This is a genomic window from Mycoplasma sp. 3398 (assembly GCF_053851555.1).
This window is the reverse complement of sequence record NZ_JBSQAW010000007.1, coordinates 16,863-42,711: the sequence shown is the minus strand read 5'-3', so window position 1 is coordinate 42,711 and position 25,849 is coordinate 16,863. Positions and strand designations below refer to the sequence as shown.

At 29.5% G+C, this 25,849-nt stretch carries 12 protein-coding genes and 1 rRNA gene; 12 read left to right on the top strand and 1 reads right to left on the bottom strand.

The genetic code is table 4. The features are described from left to right. Nucleotides 1–1,350, top strand: a 23S ribosomal RNA gene (locus tag ACWXVK_RS02605); the annotation flags it as partial. Nucleotides 1,351–1,910: 560 nt separating this feature from the next. Here ACWXVK_RS02605 and ACWXVK_RS02600 read toward each other — a convergent pair. After that, a complete protein-coding gene (locus ACWXVK_RS02600) occupies nt 1,911–2,459 on the bottom strand; it encodes a deaminase (protein ID WP_438340878.1) in 549 nt (182 codons plus the stop codon). Between the two features lie 319 nt (nt 2,460–2,778). Between ACWXVK_RS02600 and ACWXVK_RS02595 the strand changes: the two genes are divergently transcribed. The 11 genes from ACWXVK_RS02595 (at nt 2,779) to ACWXVK_RS02545 (ending at nt 25,638) form a co-directional block, all read left to right on the top strand. Further along, a complete protein-coding gene (locus ACWXVK_RS02595; RefSeq protein ID WP_456017150.1) occupies nt 2,779–2,976 on the top strand; it encodes a hypothetical protein in 198 nt (65 codons plus the stop codon). 392 nt (nt 2,977–3,368) lie between these two features. After that, nucleotides 3,369–6,170, top strand: coding sequence for an OppA family ABC transporter substrate-binding lipoprotein (locus tag ACWXVK_RS02590; RefSeq protein WP_456017149.1), 2,802 nt, complete (start codon nt 3,369–3,371; stop codon nt 6,168–6,170). Nucleotides 6,171–6,178: 8 nt separating this feature from the next. Continuing rightward, entirely contained in the window at nt 6,179–7,312 is a 1,134-nt protein-coding gene (locus ACWXVK_RS02585; RefSeq protein WP_438340875.1) for an ABC transporter permease subunit, read from the top strand. A gap of 25 nt (nt 7,313–7,337) precedes the next feature. Continuing rightward, nucleotides 7,338–8,639 carry an ABC transporter permease subunit gene (locus ACWXVK_RS02580; RefSeq protein WP_438340874.1) on the top strand — a complete coding sequence of 434 codons (1,302 nt, stop codon included), beginning with the start codon at nt 7,338–7,340 and terminating at the stop codon, nt 8,637–8,639. Between the two features lie 2 nt (nt 8,640–8,641). Then, the gene (locus tag ACWXVK_RS02575) at nt 8,642–9,772 is read left to right on the top strand and encodes an oligopeptide/dipeptide ABC transporter ATP-binding protein (protein WP_438340873.1); all 1,131 of its coding nucleotides are present in this window, start codon (nt 8,642–8,644) and stop codon (nt 9,770–9,772) included. Beyond that, on the top strand, nt 9,762–12,269 hold the full coding sequence (locus ACWXVK_RS02570) for an ATP-binding cassette domain-containing protein (protein WP_456012979.1): 2,508 nt from the start codon (nt 9,762–9,764) through the stop codon (nt 12,267–12,269). The genes ACWXVK_RS02575 and ACWXVK_RS02570 overlap by 11 nt, the downstream gene beginning before the upstream one ends. A 96-nt stretch (nt 12,270–12,365) precedes the next feature. After that, entirely contained in the window at nt 12,366–12,872 is a 507-nt protein-coding gene (locus ACWXVK_RS02565) for a hypothetical protein (protein ID WP_456017147.1), read from the top strand. A gap of 45 nt (nt 12,873–12,917) precedes the next feature. Then, nucleotides 12,918–13,646: a triose-phosphate isomerase gene (gene tpiA / locus ACWXVK_RS02560; protein ID WP_438340870.1), complete on the top strand. Its 729-nt coding sequence runs from the start codon at nt 12,918–12,920 to the stop codon at nt 13,644–13,646. Nucleotides 13,647–14,031: 385 nt separating this feature from the next. Next, nucleotides 14,032–17,787, top strand: a complete 3,756-nt coding sequence (locus tag ACWXVK_RS02555; RefSeq protein WP_456017145.1) for a hypothetical protein — start codon at nt 14,032–14,034, stop codon at nt 17,785–17,787. Between the two features lie 357 nt (nt 17,788–18,144). Further along, on the top strand, nt 18,145–21,759 hold the full coding sequence (locus ACWXVK_RS02550) for a hypothetical protein (protein ID WP_456017144.1): 3,615 nt from the start codon (nt 18,145–18,147) through the stop codon (nt 21,757–21,759). Between the two features lie 180 nt (nt 21,760–21,939). Next, entirely contained in the window at nt 21,940–25,638 is a 3,699-nt protein-coding gene (locus tag ACWXVK_RS02545) for a hypothetical protein (protein ID WP_456017143.1), read from the top strand. Nucleotides 25,639–25,849: the final 211 nt, after the last annotated feature.

Sequence of the window (25,849 nt, the reverse complement as noted above, 5' to 3'; positions counted from 1 at the left end):
ATGCATAGTGAAAGGGCAACTAAGTAGCGAATTGGATGATTTCATACCTCTTAAAAAAGCTTCTAACATATAGTTTATGGAAACCCGTACCGAGAACGGACACACGTCCCCAAGATGAGTATTCTAAGGCGAGCGAGAAAACCAATGTCAAGGAACTCTGCAAATTCATCCCGTAAGTTCGCAAGAAGGGATGCCCACCATAACAAGTGGGCCGCAGTGAATAGTAAGGGGGAACTGTTTATCAAAAACACAGCTCTATGCTAAATCGTAAGATGATGTATATGGGGTGACTCCTGCCCAGTGCCCGAAGGTTAAGCAAAGGTGTTAGCATTAGCGAAGCATTGATGTGAAGCCCGGGTGAACGGCGGCCGTAACTATAACGGTCCTAAGGTAGCGAAATTCCTTGTCGGCTAAATACTGACCTGCACGAAAGGAGTAATTATCTCTTAACTGTCTCGACATTGGACTCGGTGAAATTATGGTTCCGGCGAAGACGCCGGAGACCCGCATCTAGACGAAAAGACCCCGTGGAGCTTTACTATAACTTCATATTGGAGTTTGATTTAACTTGTGTAGGATAGGTGGGAGACTGTGATGCTTGGACGCTAGTTCAAGTGGAGTCGTCGTTGAAATACCACCCTTGTTACGTTGAACTTCTAACTTGTTACCATGATCTGGTAAGAGGACAGTGTGTGGTGGGTAGTTTGACTGGGGCGGTCGCCTCCTAAAGGGTAACGGAGGCGTTCAAAGTTACACTCAATACGGTCAGAAACCGTATCAAAGAGCATAAAGGTAGAAGTGTGATTGACTGTGAGACCTACAAGTCGAGCAGGTGCGAAAGCAGGACTTAGTGATCCGGCGGTTCTTCGTGGAAAGGCCGTCGCTCAACGGATAAAAGCTACCCCGGGGATAACAGGCTTATCTTTCCCAAGAGATCACATCGACGGGAAGGTTTGGCACCTCGATGTCGGCTCATCGCATCCTGGAGCTGGAGTCGGTTCCAAGGGTTGGGCTGTTCGCCCATTAAAGCGGTACGCGAGCTGGGTTCAAAACGTCGTGAGACAGTTTGGTTCCTATCTGATGTGGGCGTTGGAATATTGATGAGAGCTACTCTTAGTACGAGAGGACCGGAGTGGACGCACCGATGGTGTGCCAGTTGTTTCGCCAGAAGCATAGCTGGGTAGCCAAGTGCGGCAGGGATAACCGCTGAAAGCATCTAAGCGGGAAGCCCCCTCAGAGATGAGTATTCCCTATTAAATTCCTTATAGACTATGAGGTTGATAGGCTGGAGGTGTAAGTATAGCAATATATTCAGCTGACCAGTACTAATAAATTGATTGGTTTAATAGTGATTCTATAGAAGTTATCTAAAACAAAAAAAGTCGATATTCAGTTTTCAGGGAACAAAAAAGCTTGCCATAAATATAGGCAATTTTTTTTATATTTTTAGTTGTTTAATTTTTCCCCAAAAAGTGGGATTTTTTTTAATTTAATGATGGCTTTATTCTTTTTTAACTTAAATTTTAGCGGTTTTTATAACTAAAACAAGTTTAAATTGATTTTTTTATGTTTGATTTAATAAAATATTCATCGATATTTAATAAATCTAGCAACTCTTTTGAGCTCTCAATCATGTGGAGAAACTATAACAAAATAATTAAAATTATCAAGACCTGCTTGATAATTTTTCTTATTTATTTCATAAGAAATTATTTTGATTTTAAAGTAGATGAAAAAAATAAAACAATTTCTTATGAAATTCCTAAAGTAGAACTATTTTTTTCTAATTTTTTATTAGAAAATTGTTAATTCTTAGTCAAATTGCAACATTTTTATAGTTTAAAAATATTTATCAAACTTGTGATATTAAATTTATTTTTAAGACCTAAAAATTTAAATTAAATAAAAAATTATTTCTTTATTTTAAAATCAATATCAAAATCATTTTTTATTTTTATAAATTCAACACCAAAGGTGCTAAATATTTTTAGGCTAGCTTTAAAATCATCTGCTTCCGGTTTATATTCACTAGCATAATAAACTCTTGATATTTTTGATTGGACAATTAATTTTGCACAGTTATAGCATGGCGAATGTGTAACATAAATTGCTGAACCTGGTTCAATTTTAGAATTAGTTAGATTAGCATTAATTATAGCATTTGCTTCAGCATGAACAACATATGTATATTTTGAATGTAGCACATCATCAGAACAACTTGGTCGATTCCATGGAAAGGCTAGGTCATTATCAACCTCGGTGTTATTAAAACTAGTTGGCATTCCATTGTAACCTAATGAAATGACATAATTATTTGGGCTTACAATACAGGCCCCTACTTTTGTTGTTGGGTCCTTAGATCTAAATGCACTTAATTTGGCTAAGGACATAAAATATATGTCTCATTTAATATTGTCTTTATGTTCGTTAAAAATAATATTTTTTGTCTTTGAATTCATAATAGTAAAATTTTATCACAATTTTAAAAAATCAGACTCCGCAGACCCTGATCTAAATTATTTAGTGAAATAAGCAAAAAAGCTCGGATAAGACATTAACTATGTTAATCCAATTCATTATGCTAAATAATTAGCTATAACAAGTTGAATTAAAAAAATTATATCAAAAATATCTAATATTGCTTTATTTTTTTATTTTATTTTTTATATTAATAAAACTGCTAAAACTAAGTCGATTTTTATAAATAAATTTAAAAAGTATTATATTTTTTTGCAAAAAAATTTTAAATGTTGTTAAAATAATAAATGTTAGGAAAAAATGATGGACATAAAAAAAATAAATGAAAATTATCAAATTTCTAGTATGTTCACAGCTATAATAGCTGCATTTTTTGCTATTGAAATTATTAATTTCAACAAGGGTATTATTAAGATGAATTCTATGAATTCGTGAATTAAAAATATTATTCTTGGAGGAATTTGTAATGCAACTTATACATTTAAATATCATAATTAATAAGATTAAAATTAAAAAGAATAATATAGATTTTTCATATTTCAACATTATTTACCGTCCTAAGATTATGGATTTTAGAGGTACATAATTACTCAATAAACATAAGAATTTTCTTAATAAAAAAGTATCTTTTAGCATTTTCTTAATAAAACCCAGATTTAAATAATTTCAATAAAAAAGTAATAAAAATCAATCAAAAATGTATTAAAAAAGTCACATTGAAAGACAAGAGAAAATGCGCCTCTTTAAGAGCAAAACCTAACAAAAGATTAAAAATAATTTATAATTATTTTGTAATTTTATATAAGTCATTTTATATAACTAGATAATAATTTTTTAAATACAATAACACCTTAGTGACTTTTATGGAATTATAAAAAATGGAGATTAAAATGAAAAAAGCAAACAAAATATTATTAGCTTCTTTACCTTTACTTAGTGCTTCAGTACCCCTGCTTTTAGCAAGCTGCAGCAACAACTTACAAAGCGGTAAAGTTCATAAATACGTGTTTGAATATAACTCACCTTATACAGGACAAGCATTTGTATATGATGCTTCAAGATCGTATGGTGGATATGTAAGTGTCGCAACGACACAACAAACTTCAGCTGGTTTGGTTCGCATTGAAAATATCGGAGAACCAGTTTTAACTAACAAAGTCAAAAAGGATCAAAGTGGTAAAATAATTGGAACTGCTCAATATATCACAACTCCAACTTGAACAAAAAAGGCATTAGCAATGGCTTCTGCAGTTGTTATAACAGACAAAAATGGTTCTATAACAACATTTGATTCCGATGATGCTGATATCATGACAGAGCCTAATGGTGAAAAAGACGGAGTTAAATATTACACTTCTGCTTCAGTAGAATTAAAATCGAATAATCAAAAATCTATCAACAGTTTTAACTTTGATAATAAATTAAAATCAGCTACTAAAGTTCAATTTATTATTCGAAAAGGTGTTTTTTGAGTTGACGAAACGGGTAAAAAGACGAAATATGAAGTTAATGCAAAAGATTTTTATTACTCGTGATTAAGAACACTTTCTGTCAGCCAATCATTCAGAGATAAAAATGGTGGTTCTGAGGAACTTGATAAAGAGGCTGCCAAAGTTTTATCAGACGCTTCTTCATCAGCCTTTACTGATAAAGAGGAGTATTCAAATGATTATTTATTCAGTCTTTTCGGTATTGATCATAAGAAGTTTTCTGTAGAAAAAGAATTTATACAAAAAGTAGGACTAGATGATGCTGTAACATTTGAAAAAATTTCTAATCATGATGATCCAGAATTTACAGAGTTCTTTAATAAGTTAATATTGAGAGATTATACCTTTCAACCAGCTCCTTCCCAATATATTGATGAAAAGAATCAAACAGAGCAATTGCCAGTATATAACTATAACGGTTTGCAAAATGGTGAAACCAAAAAATTTGAAGATAAGATTAAAAAATTAGATAAAAATTCTATAGTATATAAGGTTGGGGCCTATTGATATGGGGTAAGTTTAAAAAACACTTTATACAATGGTGCATATTATATATCACCTCAAAAAGGCCAGGAGTTAATTCTTAAGAAAAATAAGAATTACTATGATCAAAAATTTGTGAATAGCCCTGATACTATTGAACAAATAGTGTTTATATATAATCAAAACGTTGCGGCAGAAACATTTGCAGACAGAATTTTTAATAAGTACAAAGAAGGTAGCGTTTCACAAATTGCATTTAGTCAATTAAATAAAGCACAACAAGATGAAATTTTGAGAGATGGTAATAAATTTGGATTGCGTTACATTCAAGTTGTAAATACAAATAGACCATTTTATAGAAACGTTGCACAACCATTTGTTAGAGCACTTCCTCAAGGGCAAAATAATAGTTTCTATGAATTCAATGATGCTTTTGCCAAATTAGTTTATGGGGCAACAAGAGACGAGCTATCAAAAGGTTTAAATGATCCAAGTGAATTTATATCTGGTCGTGGATTAATTTTTAGAACTTTAATAAATGCTGCAATTAATTGAGATGAGTTTGCTTCGCAAGCAACCAGTTCTCAGTCATCGGCATGAATAGCAAAAGTTGCAGATGGTTCACCAATTGGCGGTAGTGACCAACAATCATCAAAATTCAGAACTCCAAATGATGTCAGAGACAGAATAAACTCTTTATTTGCTCTAAAGGCAGATAAGTCTGGAAAAATTGATTTTGGCACAATAGGCAAAGAAATAAGTCCTAGCGAAAATGAAGAAGTGTTATTTAAAAAGAATGGAACGAGATCACAAAAACTTGAATCTGCCGGTTTTGAACAAATTAAAGAAGAACTAAAGAAATTAATTGATAATTTTTATAAAGAATTTCCTAAATATAAAGACCAAGATATTGAGTTTAAATATGCTTTTCCATTTATAAATATACCTAAGGGATATAAAACAGCATTTGAAAGTATTCAAGAAACATTTTCACAATTACATCCAAAATTAAAATTATCAATATATTACACTGATAATAAAGATGATCCTAGATTTGATAATTTTAGATCAAGAGGATCAAATGGATCAGAAACTGTTTCGTGATCATATGACTACGACTCAATCGGTTCAGGATATGACGGCCTTTCATTTAGCGCAAACCTAGTTCCGACATTAACTTGAATAGCAGCAAATGATTCGGGCGATAAAAACAAATTAATAAAAGAAAATTATCCAAAAATTTATCAACTTGCAAAGGATATGGTTAAATATGCTAACGAGGATGGACCACATAAGTGAATTGGTTCAGTACCGTTTGCGGATCTTCATTTAGTTGAAAACAAATATAAGGGACAATACCTACCATATACTACCTCCGTTACCTTTGAAAAAAGAACTGAAAACGGGAAAGAACACTATTTTCTAAAAAGGGATAACAATAATAAAGCAATCCCTTGAACATCACATTATGGCAAGCATGGAACAGATGCTTATGCATGAACAGCAGCATTTTGATTACAATATATTGCAAAACATACTAATGAACAAGCGATTGAGTTAATGGAACAATTTACATCATTCTTTAATATTGGATTCACATATGCAATTTTTAAACAAAAGAACGAATTTGGTAGAGCATTAGTCGAGAAAAAATTTGTCGTACCTGATTCAACAAATCCTGGTGTCGATCTATATGTAGATTGAAAGATTAAAAACTAATTTATACAATGTTTAGATATATACGTCAAAGAATATTATTTGCACTCCTGACATTGTTTATTATAACTTTTGTTGTATATACACTTGTCAGCGCTTTTGGGCAAAGTCCGGTTAAAGCAATAGTTGAAAAACTATTTCAAAATCCTAAAAATAAGCTCTCAATTGAGCAACTTACATATGACAATGAAATAGCTTTTGGGCTTAGATATGAAGATGGTACGCCCATTCCTATCATCGTAAGATATTTCCGCTATATCGGAAATATCTTTCGTGGTGATTTTGGATTTATTATTAATAAAGAAAATAATCCAAATCCTTCTGAATATACTAACATACAATTATTATTTTTTACCCCATTAAAATATTCGATTAGAATTACTCTTCCTGCATTTATTATTAGCTCAATTAGCGGTATAACTATTGGTGTTTTTGCCGGTTATAAAAGGGGAAAATTATTTGACTCTGGCGCTAATTTATTTGTTCTATTATTTGTAGCAATTCCTTCATTTGTTTTAGCTCCGATATTAATTACCATTTCACTAAAAATTGGTATTCCAACCGTAGTTCCGAGAGACGCTCTTGAACCAACATTCGGTAAATTATTTGTATCATATCTACCGCCTGTGTTAATTATTACCTTAACTTCAATGGCTGTATATGTTAGTTATACAAGAAATCAAGTAATTACTGTATTAACATCTAATTATGTTTTAATAGCGAAAACTAAAGGATTGAAGGCTACTCAAATATTTTTTAAGTATGTATTAAGAAATATTTCGATTCCATTATTTAGCTTATTATTTGGCTCATTCCTTGGGCTATTGTCTGGTTCAATTATTATTGAAAGATACTGAGATGTTCCAGGAACAAGCACTGTTATTGCTAATTCATTCCCAACTGGAGAAATTAATATTATTATGTTTTCAACGATATTCTTTACTGGAATTGGATTAGCTGCTGAGATATTTGTAGATGTAATGTTTGCTGTATTAGATCCAAAAATTACATATTCTGCACAAAATAAGAAAAATTATTGGCTATTTTTTAAAGCATTTTTAGAAAGAAAGAAACTTGAAAAAGATCTATATGCAAAAAGGGCATTGAATCAACAAAACCATAATTCTATGTCTCAAAATCCATAATGAAAGGTAGGTTAGAACGTTAAATATGGAAGATAATTTACAATCTCAGATTAAAGAATTTAACAAAAAATACAAAATAAGTTCTGAACTATCTAGAAAGTTCGGTTTTGTTTCTGAAAGTGATAAGGTTCAAACCTCCTCAATAGCAGGGCGCCCTAAAAAAATGGCTATTGAAATTATAAAAAGATTCTTTTCAAACCCAATTGTTGTTGTTTCGCTAATTGTGTTTTTGTTTATATTACTGGCATCATTATTAATTCCATCAAGTCTAGTCACAAATTATACCCCCAACAAACCAATTAATGGTTATGATTTTATTAACTCGTTGCCGCCGGCATATTCACCTTTTGTAACTAAAGCTATAACACCCGACGATCAGATTTATAAATTCTATAATTATGTTGTTAGTCATGGAAAGGAATTAGGACAAGAAGTTGAATGAAATAATTGATTTGCATTCTTTACAAATTCAACAACCATTGACACTAATGATCAAGGTCAATTATTTATTCACTATAATGCTTATCATTTATTTAAAGCGTGAGTTCTGAATGGTTTAATTAACTCAAGACCTAACGGAGTTTTACTAACTGATGAATATGTAACTAAGGTTTTAATACCGCAAGTTCCTACATTAAAAACCATTTTAGGAACCTCTTCAACCGGTTATGATATATGAGTTACAACGTGATATGCAACATGGAGAGGCATTGAAATTGCTATTATTACCACAATAATTCAAGCTGTGTTTGGCATCACTTTAGGTGCGGTCCTTGGTTTTTATGCAGGTAAATTAATTGATACAATCATTATGAGAATAATTAATATTTTTAATGCTCCACCAACAATTATTTGGATTCTTATATTTGTCGGAATCTTTGGGACAAACCAAATTTCCTTGATTTTAGCTATGTCTATTGCTGGATGGCCATTGTTTGTGGGTTTAACAAGGTTATACATAATAACCGTTAAAAACGAGGAATATATAACAGCCTCAAAAGCAATAGGTGCTTCTGCCTCAAGACAAATATTTGTTCACGCCTTGCCTGCAATTATTGGGAAAATTGCTAACTCGTTTGTTAAAAATGTCCCAAGTGTAATTTTATGAGTTGCATCATTGGCATTTCTTGGTTTCTTTAAATCTGGGAATGATACTAACTTAGGTCAGATCTTAATTGAATCGGCTTCAGAAGCTAGTGAAAACGTATGAGTAATCCTACTTCCGACATTAATATTATTATTACTATCATTATCGCTAAACTTTATGGCTCTCGGTATTCATGATGCCCTTGATCCTAGAGTAATAACTAAGGGAAAGAGAAAATAATTATGTCACAAATTAAAAAACAAACTACTCAAAAGCGATCATATTTATATTCTAGATTTCAATCGCAAGAAATAATGGAAGATGATAAATTGTTAGAAGTAAGAAATTTACATGTAAGTTTTCCAGCAGGCAGAAAAAAAACTATTCATATTGTTCGTGGTGTTGACTTGGATGTTAAGCGTGGGCAAATTGTAGGATTAGTTGGTGAATCAGGCTCTGGCAAATCAGTAACATCAAAAACGTTAATTAATGTTAATGAGAATGGAATTATAAGTGCTGATAAAATTCAAATTGGTGATTTGGAACTAAGCAACATTTTTAAAAAAGAAAAATATTGGCAAATTGTTCGAGGTCAAAAAATTGGATATATTCCTCAAGACCCCTTAACATCGCTAAACCCAACTCGCACCATTGGAAAACAATTATTAGATGCACTTAATAATAATACTGAGTGAAGTGCTAAAACATATACTGAAAAAAAATCCTATTTATTAGGTTTATTAAAAACATTTGGTTTAAGGGATGTCGAAAAGATTTTTAGTGCTTATCCTCATACACTGTCAGGTGGTATGAAACAAAGAATTGTTATTACTATGGTAGTTGCTCTTAAACCAGATTTAATTATTGCTGATGAGCCAACTACTGCTCTTGATCCTACTGTTCAGGCTAGTGTTCTCGCTTTATTTGAAGAAATTAGACAAAAAATGGGGATTTCCATTATTTTAATTAGTCATAACATTTCCGTCATTGCGAAATTCTGCGATTATATTTATGTTATGTATGCCGGAAGAATTGTTGAAAAAGGTTCGAAAGAAGAAATTTTTACACAACCCGCGCACCCATACACATGAGCTTTAATATCTGCTATTCCTGAATCAAAAGAGGAAAAATTGTATAACATTAAAGGAACGCCACCAGATATGGCTAACCTTCCTGTTGGTGACCCTTTTGCTCCTCGTAATGATTACGCTCTTGAAATTGATTTTATTAAAGAACCTCCTTTAATCCCAATAACTGAAACACACTCAGCCGCTACTTGATTATTAAGTCCTGAAGCACCGAAGGTTGAACTCACAAAAGATCTACAAAATCGTTTAGAATTATTTAAAAAGGCATTTCAAAATGAAAAATAAAGAAGAAAGAAAAGTTATATTATCAATTGATAATCTTAAAAAATATTTTGTTAGTCAAGGTATCATTAATAAAGCTGTTGATGGTGTATCTTTTGATCTTCATGAAGGAGAAATTGTTGGTCTTATTGGTGAGTCTGGTTCAGGGAAGACAACTGTTGGTAGAACAATATTGAGACTTTATGATGACTATAATGGATTTGTGCGACTAGAAGATAAAATAATTTCAGGTAAGCATATTAGCCTATCGCTTAAAAAATATCTACGTAAAAACGTTCAAATGATTTTTCAAGATCCTCATGCTTCTTTAAATAGTCAACAAAATATTTATACAATCCTAAGAGAACCGTTATTAGTCAACGGTATAATGAAAACTAAAATAAATGATATTTTCAAAGATTGGTTAGAAGTCAAAAAAACATTTAAATATACATTTCAAATTCAAGCCATGAAGCTAGAACTTCAAAATTATCAAGAAATTAATCGCCTTGCTAATCCTTTCTTTTCAAAATGAAAAAAGGCATTCGCTGATTTTAAATTAGATGAGGAATTGAGCCGTGAAGATAACTTTTCGTTGTTTTATGCCTACCTAGAAGAAAAACAAAGAATGGAAAGTTTGATTATTAATAATATGTATTCAAACGCTTCGTCGTTGATAAATTTCTATTATGAAATGCAATCTAAATACCGTCGCGAAGAATTATCTAAGGAAGAATTAGCATATCGAAAAGCACAAGAAGAATTTAAGAAAATTAGTAAATTAAGTTGTTTATCTTGTGAACAATATGATGATGTGAAGGAATTGGAATATCTTCTTACTAAGAAAAAACAACTAATAAAAGAGCATAAACATCAAATTTATATTTCTAAAAATACGTTTAGTAACTTCTGTGTAGAAAATAAAAATGAAAGAGGCTTAGTGAATATTGCACGACTAATGTCTACTGATTTAGATTTCTATTTGTATAATTTAAAAAATGAATATCTATTCAAAGCAAGAGTGATGACCTTGAATTCATTAAAAAAATGTCTAACATTTTTACATTATGAAGATATAAAACAATTGGTTAAAGAGCTTGAAAGTTATGTTTTGAACTTTTATAATACACATCTAGAAAAAATTGAGTATTCAAAGATAATGTTAGCGCAAATTAAGCAAACATTAAAAGAAAATTTTAAGTTTGATTTTTCTAAATATACCGAAATTTCCAATAGAAATGAGCAAAACTTTCGCGATGAATTAGAACAATTAAATTCACAAATATCTACTTTAAAGCAAAGAATAGCGCTAAAACAAATTCCGCAATATTCACATCAAGAATTGTCACAAGCGCATAAAAAACTTAAAGAGGCCAAAGAACTGTATTTGCAAGGTCGCTCTAACTTCTTAGTAAGTTATAAGAAAATTATTGATGACTTGTATCAACAAATCCAAATTGAAAAGGCAGAGTATCAACGTTTAGTGGCTGATCAAACTATTTGCAATGATTTATACAAAAAACATAAATTTGAATTCATTAAATATGTTAAAAATCTTTATGATACTAAAATTAATTCTCTAACCGAGAAATATAACGTATTAAAAGAATCACTAAAAGCAAAACCTAATGACCTAAATATTTTTAAAACAAATAAAGATATCAAAAGGATTCTTGAAAAAATTCAGGCTATCAAAAAAGATAAAGATACTGTTGTTAAAATGTATAACTCTGATATTGCCTTGAAAGAGGATACATTAAAATCATTTAATATCGAAAGAGATTATTTAAGAAAAGACATTAAGCGTATTTATCTATTGCTTGGCATTGACTATAAATGAGTTGAATTAAATCTTAATAAGAAAAATAGTGAAAATGTTGACGTTCATCATACGAAATGGTCTAAAAGATTTAATCTTTATGATTATAAGTTTTCATTTCCATTTGCTAAATATTTAATTTCAGAATTATTGTATAAAATGATTATTTATCGTTCTCTTGAAGATGTTGGTTTATTAAAACAATTTGCATATCGCTATCCACATGAATTTAGTGGCGGACAATTACAACGTATTGTTATTGCTCGTGCATTGATTACTGAACCAAAAGTTATTGTTGCCGATGAACCAATTGCTTCTCTTGACATTTCTATTCAGGCGCAAGTTGTTAATTTGTTAAAAGATTTATGTATTAGAAAAAATATTGGTTTAATATTTATTGCCCATGATTTGAGTATGATTGAATATGTTGCAGATAATGTGCAAATTATGCATTTAGGCAAGATTGTAGAAAGCGGTAAAACGGAAGCTATTTATAATAATCCTTTACACCCATATACAATTAATTTATTTAAGGCAATTCCCAAAATATCAAATGCTAATGAAAAGTTTCAAAATGTTTCATTTAATATTGATTATATTTATGAGCAACAGTTTCCAAATATGCCAATTAATTATCAAGTTGATAAAGAACATTGAATATATGGAACAAAAGAACAAATTGCAAAATGAGTTAAAAAATAGTTTAATTAAACATTAGACGAATAATATTGTCTAATGTTTTTTTATCTGTTTTAATTATAATTAATTAAGTATAATTAGTAATTAAAGAGAACAGATATGAAGAAAAAAAATTATAGAAAAAGTCAATATAGAAAATCTGGAAGTTATTGATCACGAAGCTGAACACTAGGTAATATTATTTATTTTTTTATTTCAATTTTTTTAATGATTTTAATGATATTATTAACAGGTTTTTTAAAAAAGCAGAGTTCTGTAAAAATAACATGGTCTAATGCAATTAGCGTTGGTTGTGTAACTGTTATGGGTATTGGCTTATTGGTCTTAATTTCTCGTAGCGGATTTGGTAAAGGATTGGCATCGCCGATATTAAGCTTTTATCATAATTATCGCATTAACATGCGTGCCAAGGCTAAATATTATTCTGGTATGAATCAATTTGAAAAAGATAAGATTTTAAATAGTGAAAGAAATGCTTATAATATCGAACAAACAAAAAAAAGCAAGAACAAAAATATTTTAGGGTCAACTAACTTGGCTTCATATCTCATTATCGGCATTTCCTCCCTTACACTAGTTATTGGTATGCTAGCAATACATTTATAAGAATTTTAATTAATAATAAATTAAAAAACAAAAGAAGGAATTTTTATGAAATATTTAATCGGAAATTTTAAGATGAATAAAACTTTTTTAGATGTCGAATCTTATATCGATGCTCTTGATTATCTCATAGATGAAAATAAAGCCAAATTAAATAACATTAAGATTGGCATTGCCCCTTCATTTGATAGCACATATATAGCTTATAATAATCCTCAGCGTAGTTATTTATTTGGATTGCAAAATATATTCCATGAATTAAATGGTGCTTATACTGGTGAAGTATCGCTTAATGTGGCAATTGAAGCAAATGTTGATTTTGTAATTATCGGACATAGTGAAAGAAGATTATTATTTAGCGAAACTGATGAATTAATCAACCAAAAAATATTGCATCTTAAAAAAACTAATATTAAAACTATATTATGTATCGGGGAATCGATAAACGAATTCGAAACTGGCCGTACGTTTGATGTTTTACAAAAGCAAATCCAAAGCGCCCTAAAAGGCATTAGTGATTATAATAATTTAATTATTTCATATGAACCTGTTTATTGTATTGGTAATGGAATTATTCCAAAGGTTGAACATATCCAAAATGTTGTAAATTTTATTCACAATGAATTGGATAAAAATGTTCCTGTTTTATATGGCGGCTCTGTTTGCTTTAATAGTATAGAAAGATTGGAACAAGTAAAGAATTTGAGCGGATATCTTGTTGGAAAGGGTTCGCTAAATGCAAATGACTTTGTATCGCTAGCATTAAAAATTAAATAAAATAACGACTTTTAGCATATAAATTTTATTTTCTTTTACTTAGAGCCATAAATTATGAAGCAAGACAATTTTAAGAAGCATAACTATTTATAAAATTAAAAAATGAAATTTAAAAAAATTAAAATTCAACTTATTTTAAGTTGTTTTTTAATTTTGTTGATGTATGAATCTCTTATAATATAAAGACATAAACTTATAAAAAATATGTTATTAAAATTGGTTACTATTTAAAAATATTTAGGAAATATTATAATTTTTTTCTCGTGCTCTATACAATATAAGTGCATATATAAATTATTGTATTAATATAAAAAACATTGATTTTAGTCATAAAAAAACATAATGTTATATATGTCTTGATGAAATATTTTATAAAGGAATAATTATGATGAAAAGAAAAAAACTAGTGTTGGCATTGTGTTTAACATTGTCAGCTAGCTTAGTTATTGCTGGAGCAACAGCAATAACTTATACGTCGATTAAAAAAAGCAATCAAATAAGGCTTCAAAGAGATTTATTGATTGCCGAAAAAACAAAACTTGTTAATCAAAAGCAAGCGCAATTAGAATCTGCAAAAGATAAGTTAACAAAAGCGCAAGATAAACAAAAAGAATTGAGTAAGAAAATTAGCGATATTGAAAGAAATATTAAAAATATTCAATCTTCAAATCAAGATATCCAAGATAAGATAGACCAAGCTAGTTTAAATTTAGTTAGCAAGGAAGCAGAACTTAGTACTTCTAATAGTGCTTTAGAGATGGCGAAGACTAAGTTAGAAGATGCTAAACAAGAGCAGAAAAAAATTCAATCTGATTTTAATAGCGCCAAAAAACTTTTTGATGAAAAATTAGAAAATTTTAATTTAAAAACAGCGCAATTAGAAGAAGCTAATAAGTTATTAAAAGAAGCAAAAACAAAGAAAGAATTAGCACAGAAGCAATTGGAAGATGCCAAAATTTTAAGTCAACAAAAATCAGGGGAATTAATTCAAAAGGAACAATCCTTACCACAATTAATGCAAGCTATTCAAGATGCTACTGATGAGAAGAAAAATGCTTCGGATAAGGCAACTAAGGTTTCTACTGAGTATGAATCAAAAAAGAAAGATCTAGATAGCATAACAAGTGAATTAGATCAATTAAAAACGCAGCAAAATCAACTTTCTAATGAATATATGTTGGCTAAGCAAAAATTAGATGGATTATCAGAAGCAGTTACAAATAATGAAAAACGCATTGAAGAAGCTGTTAAAAAAATCAAAGAAACTGACAATACGATTACTTTAAAAACAGAAGAAGTAAATAATTTATCTAATGATATAGAAAAAATTAGAGAACCTCACAACATTGTTTTAATGCAACTAGATGAAGCAAAAAAACACTTGTCGATAAGCGATGAAGATTTAAAACAAAAGACAGAATCATTTAACAATGCTAATCAAGCCTTGATAGAAGCACAACAAGAATTACAAAATGCTAAACAAGAGATAGTTGATGCAAAACAAAATCTAGGTCAAAAAACAATAGAATTAGCCCAAAACGAAGAAGAAAAAAATAGACTTGAAAAAGAAAAAGAAGTTCTTGAAAATAATCAAAGCGATTTACGCCAAAAATTTGATGATCTCCAAGTGCAAGAACAAGAGGCGCAAGTTAAATTTGAAGAAAAGAAAGATGAGTTAGAACAAGTTTTAAAAGAATATGCACAAGTGGCTCAACAATTTGAACAAGCACAACAAAAAGTTGCCGAAATAGAGCAGCAAAGATTGGAAGCCTTGAAGAAAATAGAAGATGCTACAAATGCACCGCAAACTAAACCAGTTGAAATTCAAGAATTAAAAAATAAAATAACCGAAATACAGCGTTCATTAGAAGAAATTAAAAATAAACAAGAGCAAGACTGAAAAATATCGGATGATGCAAAGCAAAAATTTCCGCAATTAGATGCTAAATACCAGTCTAAACTGCAAGAAAAAACCGAGATTGAAGAACAATTGGCAGAAAAAAGAAATAATGAGAACGAAGCTAAAAGCGAACTAGATCAAAGAATTTTAGAATTAAGTCAAAAAGAAACTGCTAAGAGTGAAGCAATGCAAGCGAAGCAGGAAGCTGAGCAAAACAAAAATACATTAGCTCAGGAAATTTTAGTTTTAGAAGGCGAATTAGTTAAATTAGAAGCTAAAATTACTAGTGCAAATACTGAATATGAAAAAGCCGAAAAAGAAGCCCAAGAGGCTAAAGCGGAATTTAATAAGGTAGAAAAAGAGAAAGATAGACTTTTTGAAATGCTTATTGATCTAAAGGCAAAGCATGATAATAGAAAAGTAAGTTATGAAGAATATCATAAACTCGATGTAGAAGCTCATAATTATCTTAGAAAAACTTTTAATCCCACAAGGACTAAATTAAGCAATAAAGAGCGAGAAAGAAATAATAAAAAGACTAACAAGGATAATTTAGAAAAACAAAAAGTTAAAACTCAGGAATCTGTTAATACTAAAAAACAAGAACTAGAAAATGCTAAAGCACAAATAGCAGAGAAGGACGAATTATTAAGACGTCTAGAAGCTGAATTAGAAAGCTATAACAACGCCAAAAGTGAGGCAAGTGCTAAGTATAATTCTGTTTTAAATACTTTGAAAACTACAGAAGAGAAAGCTAGAGTTACTCTCGCTGAAACAAATACACTTCAAGCGGAGGTTGAGGCTCTATTAAAGGCTCAAAATGATGCTGATACGGCTATTGAGCAAGCTAAAAATGAAATTGATGCTAAAAATGAAGAAATAGAGCAAACTAATAAACTAATCAAGCAAGCTGAAAAAGATTTAGCTGATGCAAATGAAAATAAAGCGAAAGCGCAACAAACCTTGGATGAAGCTAATGTTAAGAAAACAGAAGCCGAAGCTGAAAAAGCCAAAATTGAACCAGAATTTAAATCAAAATCAGAAGAAAAGGCTCAAAAAGAGGAAGCATCTAGTGTAGCTGAAGGCGCTTACCAACAAATTAAGCAACAAAAGGATAGCTATTTCGAAAGATTAGAAGAATTAACAACTGAGATTGCTCAAACAAAAAGCAATATAAACCTACAAAAAAATATTATTTCTAAAGATAAAGAAGCGCTTGAAGCAGCAAAAACTAGAAATGAAGAATCCACAAAAAGAGAAACTAATGCATTAACTGATTTAGCTCAAAAAACAAAGGAATTTGAGGAAAAACAATTAGCTAAAAATGAATCTGAAAAAAATAATCAAGACTTAGTTCAAAAGAAAAATGAAGCCCAGAAAACCTTTGATGAATCTGATCATAATTTCCAACAAAAAACAAGAAACTTGGAGCAAGCAACAAATGATTTAAAAACTGCGCAACAAGAAAATAAGGAAGCTAAAAAAGAAAAACAAGCTGCGGAGGCTGATTTAGAAATTGCTAAAACTGATCTTTCTAACAAAAGAATGCAAGCACAAGAAAATGCAAGTAGAGCCAAAATGAAATTAGATGAAAAGACTAAGGAAGTTGATTCAAAAATTGAAGCAGTAAATCAAGTTAAAAGCATTGAATCTAAGGCAAAGGAAGCTAAAGATATTGCTGACCAAAAACATAATGAAGCAATTCAAAAATTTAATGATGCTAATAGTAATTTAAGTAATACAAATAAACAAATAAAAGAAATAAAAGAGGCTATAGCAAAAGCTAGCGAAACAATTGCCAACGCACCTCAAGCAATTGAAAATATAAGTAAAAACATTTCCCAACAAGAAAAAAATATTCAAGAAAAGCAAAATGCTGTAAATGTTGCATTGCAAGAAAAACAAGCCGTTCAATTTCCTAAGGAAATGAAGGAAAAACTGCTAAACGATGCAAATAAAAAAATAGAGAAACAACAAAATGATGTTGAATCTAAAACAAATTTAATAACTGAAATAAATAAAGAATTAGAAGATATTAAAAATCAAAAAGCAGAAGCCGAATCAAAAATCAATAATTTTGGTACTAAAATTCAGCAAGAACTAAAAAATAAAGAATTAGCACAAAAAGAATTAGATAAACTTACTAGTGAAGTTAGTCAAAAAATTCAGGATGTCGCAGAAAAAACCGAGAGTCTAGAAGCTGCTAAACAAGATTTACTAAAAGCCACCCAAACAAGATAAAAAATATTTTTAAGTAAAACAACCAATTTCATTTAGAAGTTTCTTGTTTTACTTTTTTATTTATCTCAATATATGGCATGTTAAAACATGCAAAATAAGAAAAAATACAAAATAAAACAAAAAATAGATAGGGCGATAATTAAATAATTTATTAGCACTAATCCTAAAAAAAGTGCAAGAAAAGCATAAAAAATGAGTATAAAGTACCATTTATTATCTGTTTTTTAGTATATGTCTTACTATATATATATATATATATTGTTTTGATTAAAAACCGATATTAGGCTAGTTTATTTTTATATTAAATAATTTATATATATACATTAAAATAAAGCATTTTTTATAGGTGGTATTGTAATGAAAAAAAAGAAAATTACCTTAGCATTGTGTTTATCATTATCGTCTGCTTTAGTTGTGGCAGCTGGTTCTGTTTTTGTTTATAGTATAAGCAAAAAACAAGATAGCTCTAATTTGCAATCTTTAAATAAAAAGGTTATTGAGCAGAAGGAAAGAGAATTATCTCTTGCTAAAAACATGCTGTTAAAGCTAAAAAATAAGAAAAAAATATTAAACAAAAAAATTAATGAAATAAATAAAAATATCGAAAATTTTGAGGCTTTAAATGCAGAATCTCAGGATAAATTAAAGCAAATAGAAAATGAGACTATAAAAAAAGAAAAAGAAGTTTTAGAACATAGTCGGATTTTAGAAGAAATAAAAAAACAACTAGATAATCTAAAATCGCAGCACGAAAAAACCATATCGGATTTTAAAAAAGCAGAACAAGTTTTTGAAGAAAAAGCTAAGAAATTAGCATTAAAAACTAAGGAATTAGAGGAAGCTAAAAAGGACTTAGAGCAAACTAAGAATCAAAACAAGTTACTTCAAGAAGAGTTAAGCAGATTACAGGCTGATGTCCAAACAAAAATGAATGATTTAGAGTCACAAAAGCGTATAAAAGATAGCGCCAATCAAGTCATACAAACAGTAAAGGAAAATATAAAACAAGTTACTGAGGAACAATACAAGGCTAACAAAAATCTTTCAGGAAAACAGCAAGAGCTAGCAGCTTTAAAAGATGAGCTTGAAAAATTAAAGCAAAAACAAAAAGAAGCTCAATTAAATTATCAAGAAGTAGAAAATAAAATAGATTCCCTAAGCAAACAAATAAGCGATGCTGAAGCACTTATAGAGCAATTAACAAAAGAATTAGAAAAAAAGTCTAGTGAGGCAAGCATTAAACAAGAAGCAGTCGATGTTGCAACAAATGAATTGCAAGCCGCATTAGAAAAGCAAAAAGAATCGATACAAAAATTAGAAGAAGCAAAGAAAAATTTACAACAAAGTGCAAATGAATTAGAACAAAAAGCTAAGAATTTAGAAATGGCTAAGAAATCATTGGATATTGCATTAGAAAATCAGCAAAAAGCCAAAGATGAATTTGAAAGTGCAAAAGCAAATGCTAAGTTAAAAGAATCTGATTTGACTCAAAAAAACAAGGAAAAACAAGCAATTCAAGAAGAAATACAAAAAACCAAGCAAGAAAAAGATAGGCTGCAAAAGGAGGTTGATAGGCTAGCTGAAGAAGAAAATAATGCAAGTATTGAATTGGAAAATAAAAAAGATTCTTTAGAAAAAATCAATAAACAACATGCACAATTAACAGAAGAAATACAGCAAGAAGAATTAAAAAATCAGCAAATTAAGCAACAAGAAGAACAAAAGCAGCAACAATTAACTAACGCCATTAAAAATATACAAGACAAAGAATCAGAAAGAAAGACAAATAATTCTGAATTAGCACAAGCTCAAGCGGAACTAGAAAAAGAAAAGCAAAACTTAATGGAAGTTGAAAAATTAAAGAGCAAAACTGAATCAGAATTAGAGCAGGCTTCAAAAAATGTTGATACTATAACACAAGAAAAATCAAAACTTGAGGCCGAATTACAAAGCGCAAAAGAAGAAGCCAAAAATGCCAAAGATGATTTATATAAGAAAACTGAAGAATTAGAATCGAAACAAAGCGCAAAAGAAGAGGCCAATAAAGTTAAGAAAGAAGCTGAATCTAAAAAATTCAATATTGATAAAAAATATCGTGAATCGCTCTATGAACATCAAAGATTACATTCTGAGGTAAACCGTAAAAAATATGAACTAGATCAAATATCGGTTGAAATTGATGACTTAGAATTAAAAATTTCAGATGCTGATTATGATGAAGAATATGAAAGAGAGTATTTAGAGAACGAACTAGTACAAAGAAAACAAGAAGCAGTTTACCTTGAAAAAGAATTGGGAAAACTCGAAGAGCAAAAAGAAGCCGCTAAAAAGGCCTTAGATGGTAATGAAGAAGCCCGAGAACAAGCAGACCAAGAACTAGCCCAAAAAGAAAAATTATTTAAAAAAGCAGAAAAGGAGTGGCAAGAAGCCAAATCATCAAAAGAGCAAGCAGATAAAGATTATAAACAAGCTAATGAAGAAAAAACAACTAAAGAAGCACAAGTTTCGCAAAAAGAATCGCAATTAAGTAAGCTTCAAAAAACTAAAGAAGAATTAACAAATAAAAACAATGAAGTTAATGCTTCATTTAAAAGCGCTACAAGTAAGGTTCAAGATGTTGAATCTAAAATACAAGAATTAAAAACGAATGATCAAAAAATACAGCAAAATATTGAACAAGAAACACAAAAGAAACAAAAAATTCAAGAAGAAATAGAAAGTATCAATCAGCAAAAAACTAATTTGCAACAAGAACTAAAAAAACTAAAAGAATCACTTGCACAAAAAACAAAGGAAATGGCTGAGGCAGACCACGATAAAAATGATGCTCAAACAATATTTGATGCTGTAAAAAACAAAAAGCAAAATGTTGATGATCAATTATCTTCCATTTCAGCAACAATTGCACAAAAAACTAGTGATTTAAATCAAAAATCAAATGAAATTTCTGAAGCAACGCAAGTATTAGAAGCGGCAAAAACTAAAAGTGAACAAGCTAAGAAAAAACATGATGATGCAAATGCAAAAGTGGAACAAAATAGAAGCAATGTGCAAACCAATCAACAAGAAGTAGATGCAGCAAAGCAAAAAAATCAACAAAACCTTATAACTGAAAGCAATATTCAAAATAAACTAAGTAATTTAGAAGAAGAAATTAAGCAAAAAAGAGAATCATTAGAACAAAAAACCAATGAATTAGATGATGTTAAACAAAAAATGGCAGCTGTAGCGCAAAAGAAAAAAGATGCAGAAATGCTACTGCAAAAATTACTAGAAGATAAAAAACAAGCTGAAGAACTAAGGAAAGAAAAAAGAGAAAAATTAACTCAAGAAAATGATAAAGTTACCCAAAAAATAAAAGATGTTAAACAAAAAGATGATGAATTTAAGGAAGCTAAAGAAGCAAAGGCTGCTATTGATAATAAATTGCTCGAACTAGAAAATGAACTAATGAATAGAATGAAAGAATTAAAAAAAGCTAATGATGAAATTCCTCTCTTAAATGAGTTAATCAAAAAAGCTAAGGAAGATATTTCAAAAGTTCAACATCAAATTGAAGAGCAAAATAAGAACATTAGTTTACAAAAAAAGAACGTTGAAGCTAAAACAAATGATAAAAATCTTCTTTTGCAAGAAACACAAGCATCGCAGTTTTCAAAAGAAATTATTAAAAAGCAATTAGATGAGGAGTCTAAAAATATTGCTAACTATGAAAAACAACAAAAAGAAAAAGAAAATTCCTTATCGATATTAGCACAGAAATTAAAAGACCTTAATAATCAAAAAACAAAGAATGAAAAAAACATAGATCAAATGGTTAATTCGATTAAGCAATTATCAAAAATCAAGGATGAGACACACCAAGAGTTAAATAAAATTAATAAGGAAGTTAATAAGAAGAATCAAGAGATTTTGCAAAAAACAAATAAGCTGGATGAATTAAAAAAAGATTTGAATAAATTAAAAAGATAGCAATTTTTTTTAAAACATGATAAAAGAGGCGGCATATAGCCTCTTTTTATCATTATTTTATAATGATACATAAACACTGGTAGCAAGTTTGCAAAAAAAAAAAAAAAATGTTAATATTTTCTTGAAAAATCTTGGGCATTTTACAAAAGCTAATTTTATCAAAGAGAGGTATAAGAAATTATGAATAAAAATGTAGAAGAAAACAAAGTAAAAAGAAAAAAACGTAATGTTATTTTATTAACATCAGCTTTATTGGCAGCATCAATTACAACCGGAGCTATTGCAGCCTTTTATCTTACAAACAAAAATAAGCATGATAAAAAAAGCCTTTTGGCTTTGGAAATAAAAGACCAGAAAATTACTGCAAACTCAGCGATCTTTCATTTAAAAAATATTGATAAAAATGATGACACTAACCGTTCTTTTTCAGTTTTATTTTATGCTAAAAAAACTCCTTATAATGTGCAAAGAAAGACTCATGTTATTAATAAAGAAGAAAAATCTATGTCATTTGGGATTAATAATGAAAAACCTTTATATCCAGATACTGATTATGAGTTTCAGATGATTTATAATGGTGAAACAGTTTTAATTCATCACTTTAAAACTTTGAAGCTAGAGGAAAAAGACAAGCAGGCAGAACTTGATAAAGCAAATAAAGATCTAGAAGAAGCTAAAAAAGCTAGAGAAAAGGCATTACAAGATCTAGAGCAAGCTAAGAAAAACGCTTTATTAAAAAATAATGATGTTATTTCCAAAACCAACGAGCTAAGTGAAGCAAATAAGAAACTAGAAGAAGCTAAAAAATCTAAAGATGAATTGGAAAAACAATTACAAAGTATTAAGGAAAAAATTAAGGAGTTTGAAAAACAAAAAAAAGCAGCCGAACAAAATAAGCTACTAACAAATAATAATGTAATTTCCACCACTAAAGAAGTTGAGCGTTTAACCAAAGAACTTGAAGAAGCAAAAAAAGCCCTAGAAGAGGCAAAAAATAAAAAAGATAAGGCTAATTCAGATCATGATAGCGTTAATAAAGATGCTATTCTAAAATCTGATGATTTAGCTAAAAAAGTCAAAGAGTTAGATGAAGCAAAAAAAGCATTGCAAGATGCAATAAATGCCCAAAACAGTGCTAATTCTGAATTTGAACAACAAGAGGAAAATATCAATAAAAAAATTAAGGATCTTAATTCAAAAACGGATGAATATAATAGTGCATTAAGGGCTAAAAATGAATCTGAAAAAGAAATAAATCGTATGCAAAATGAAGTTGCAGAGATAAATAGAATTCTTAATACTCTTGATACTGACAAAACCCGAATCAATAATGAGTTAAACAACGCTAAGCAACAATTAGCTTTAGCAAATCAAAAACTTGCAGATATACAAAAAGAAGCAAATGATGCTAGACAAAAAGCTGAAGACCTTACCAACGAAAATATAAGACTAAATAATGAAGTACAACAAGCTAATGAATTGGAAAAAGAGAATATTAATGATATAGCTCGTATTTCTAAAGATTTGCAAGATGCAAATTCTGAATTGTCAAAGGTAAAAGAAACTCAAAACAGTATTGCTGAACAAATAAAAAAATCCAATTTTGATTATGAGCAAAAACAACAAAATTTAAATCAAAAAACCAAGGAATTAGAAGAAGCTAAAAAATCGTTAGCACAAGCCACATCTGAAAACCGAGAAATTGAGTCTCAACTAGAAGAAGCAGCAAGAAACACTAAACAAAAAAATGATGACTTAATGCAGAAAAACAAAGCAAAAACCGACGCAGAAAATGATAGAAATAAATTTCAAAAAGAGCTAGATAGCGCATCAAAAAATGAGACTGATAAAGACCAATATGCTAATCAATTGAATAATGAGTATGAAATATTAAAGCAAGATCTAATGAGACTTCAAGGTTTAAAGGATAGCGCAGAAAGCGAAGTCGATAGAAGAAATAGAGATCTTGAAAAAACAATTAAAGATTTAGCACAAAAGCAAAAAGATATTGATCAAGCTAATAGGATGAAAGTAGAGCAAGAGGGCATTAAAGAAAATCATAATAAAAAACTTAATGAATTGAATCATGATTATGAAGATTTAAAAACAAAAAATGGTTTGGAAGTTGATGAGCGTAATAAAGAAGAAAAGGAACTGGAAAAGATATTAAGAAGCAAGAATTCATTGGAAGATGAAAAGCAAAAGGCATATCAAGCTTATTTACAAAAAAAGGCTGACGTAGAGCAAAAAAGAAAAGATTGAATTAATTCAAAAAGAGGTAGAGATGAATATTTTATTAGGCAACATAAAGAATCTCTATATAATGAAGCTTTAAGAGAAGAACAAGAAGCTGAAAGAAAATGGTCGGATGCTGTTAAAAAATATTATGAGCAAGAGAATAATGAAAATGCTATTCATAATAAAATTGCTGAAATTAATAAAAATATTAGTATTTCGACTAGTTCTCTCAAGAAATATGAAGACCAGATAAATCAGCAACAACATCTAATTGGGGAAACTTCGCGAAAAATTTCAGAAATTGAAGCTGATATTACCAAGAAGACAAATGATAAAAGGATGCTAGAAGAATCCAAATCTAACAATGAGCAGCTAAAATCTCAATCTGTGCAGAAACAAAATACAGCAATAAAGGCCGTAAAGGATAAGGAAGAAGAAATTAAACAAAAACTTAGTCGATTAGAAGTTGCGCGTGTTGAGGCAGAACAAGCGCGCCAGGCTAAAAAAGATGCAGAACATCGATTGCAATCAGCTAAACAAGAACAAGATGATAAAAATAAGCAACTTCAGAGCGCTCAAAAATTATTGCAACAAGCTAAAAACGAAGAGTCTTTCTTACAAGAAAAATTAAATGAATTAAAACAAAAGGTTAATAATGAGACAACTTTAGTATCTCAAAAGCAAGGTGCTGTTCAAGACGCTAATAAGCAAATCCAAAAATCACTAAAAAGCAAAACAGATTTGGAAAAGAAATTGCAAAGTGCGAATGAAGAAGCTAGCATGAAACAAGAAGATGTCAATAAAAAAACAAAGGCTTTAGATGGTGCAAATGCTAAGCATCAAGAGTTGCAAAAAAATCATCAAGCGTTAATTCAAAAACAAACCGATATTCATAATAAATTGCAAGAGGCACTTAATAATATAACTTTAGCTAATCAAAAGTACCAACAAGAACTTGAAAACACAAATAATAAAAGTAAAGAAGTTGCTGATAAAAATAATGAATTAAAAAATAATGCTAAATTGATTGAACAAGCATCGCAAAATAAGGCAAAAACAGAACAAGATCTTATAAATTTAAATACTAATTTAGAAGAAAAAAAGAAAGAATTGGAAGATAAAAATAATAGTTTAAGTGAATTAAATCAGGCAATACTTCATGCTAATAACCTTAAGGACAATGCTAAAAATAAGGTTAATTTAGCTAATCAAGATGTAAAAAATAAAACTGATTTATTAGCTCAGAAGCAATTAGATTATGAAAATGCTAAGAAATCAAATAATGATTCTTTATTTGAAAAGAACAATATTCAAGGCCAAATAAAAGATGTTGATAAAGACTTTGAAAATAAAACTCACGATTTGTATCAAAAGCAAAAACAACTAGACAAAGCGATTTTAGATAATGAAGAAGCAATCCAAAAAAATAAGGAAGCAGATTCTATGATTAACACAACGAATAATAATCTTCAGAATGCTTTATTAGAGGATTTAAAATTAAATAAGAAGATTTCCCAATCAAATAAGGAAATTAAACAAAAAGAATCTATTTCAAATAGTAAAATCGAAGAACTTGATAGGGCTAAAAAAGAGGCTTCAAAAGCTAATGGATTGCTAGAATCTCTTAATATGAAACATTAATAATCATATATTTTTAATAAACATTTTAGGTTTTTAGTTTTCAAAATAAATAATCCACGGTAGTGTAGGAAATTTTGTGTAAATTTATCTCCTGCTTACTTTTTTAGTAAGAGATTTGAGAATAACAATCACACAAATCTAAATTTATTAGGCAAAAAAACAACCGAACAACATGGTAAAATTGGATAAATTTTCTTCCAAATATGTTGTT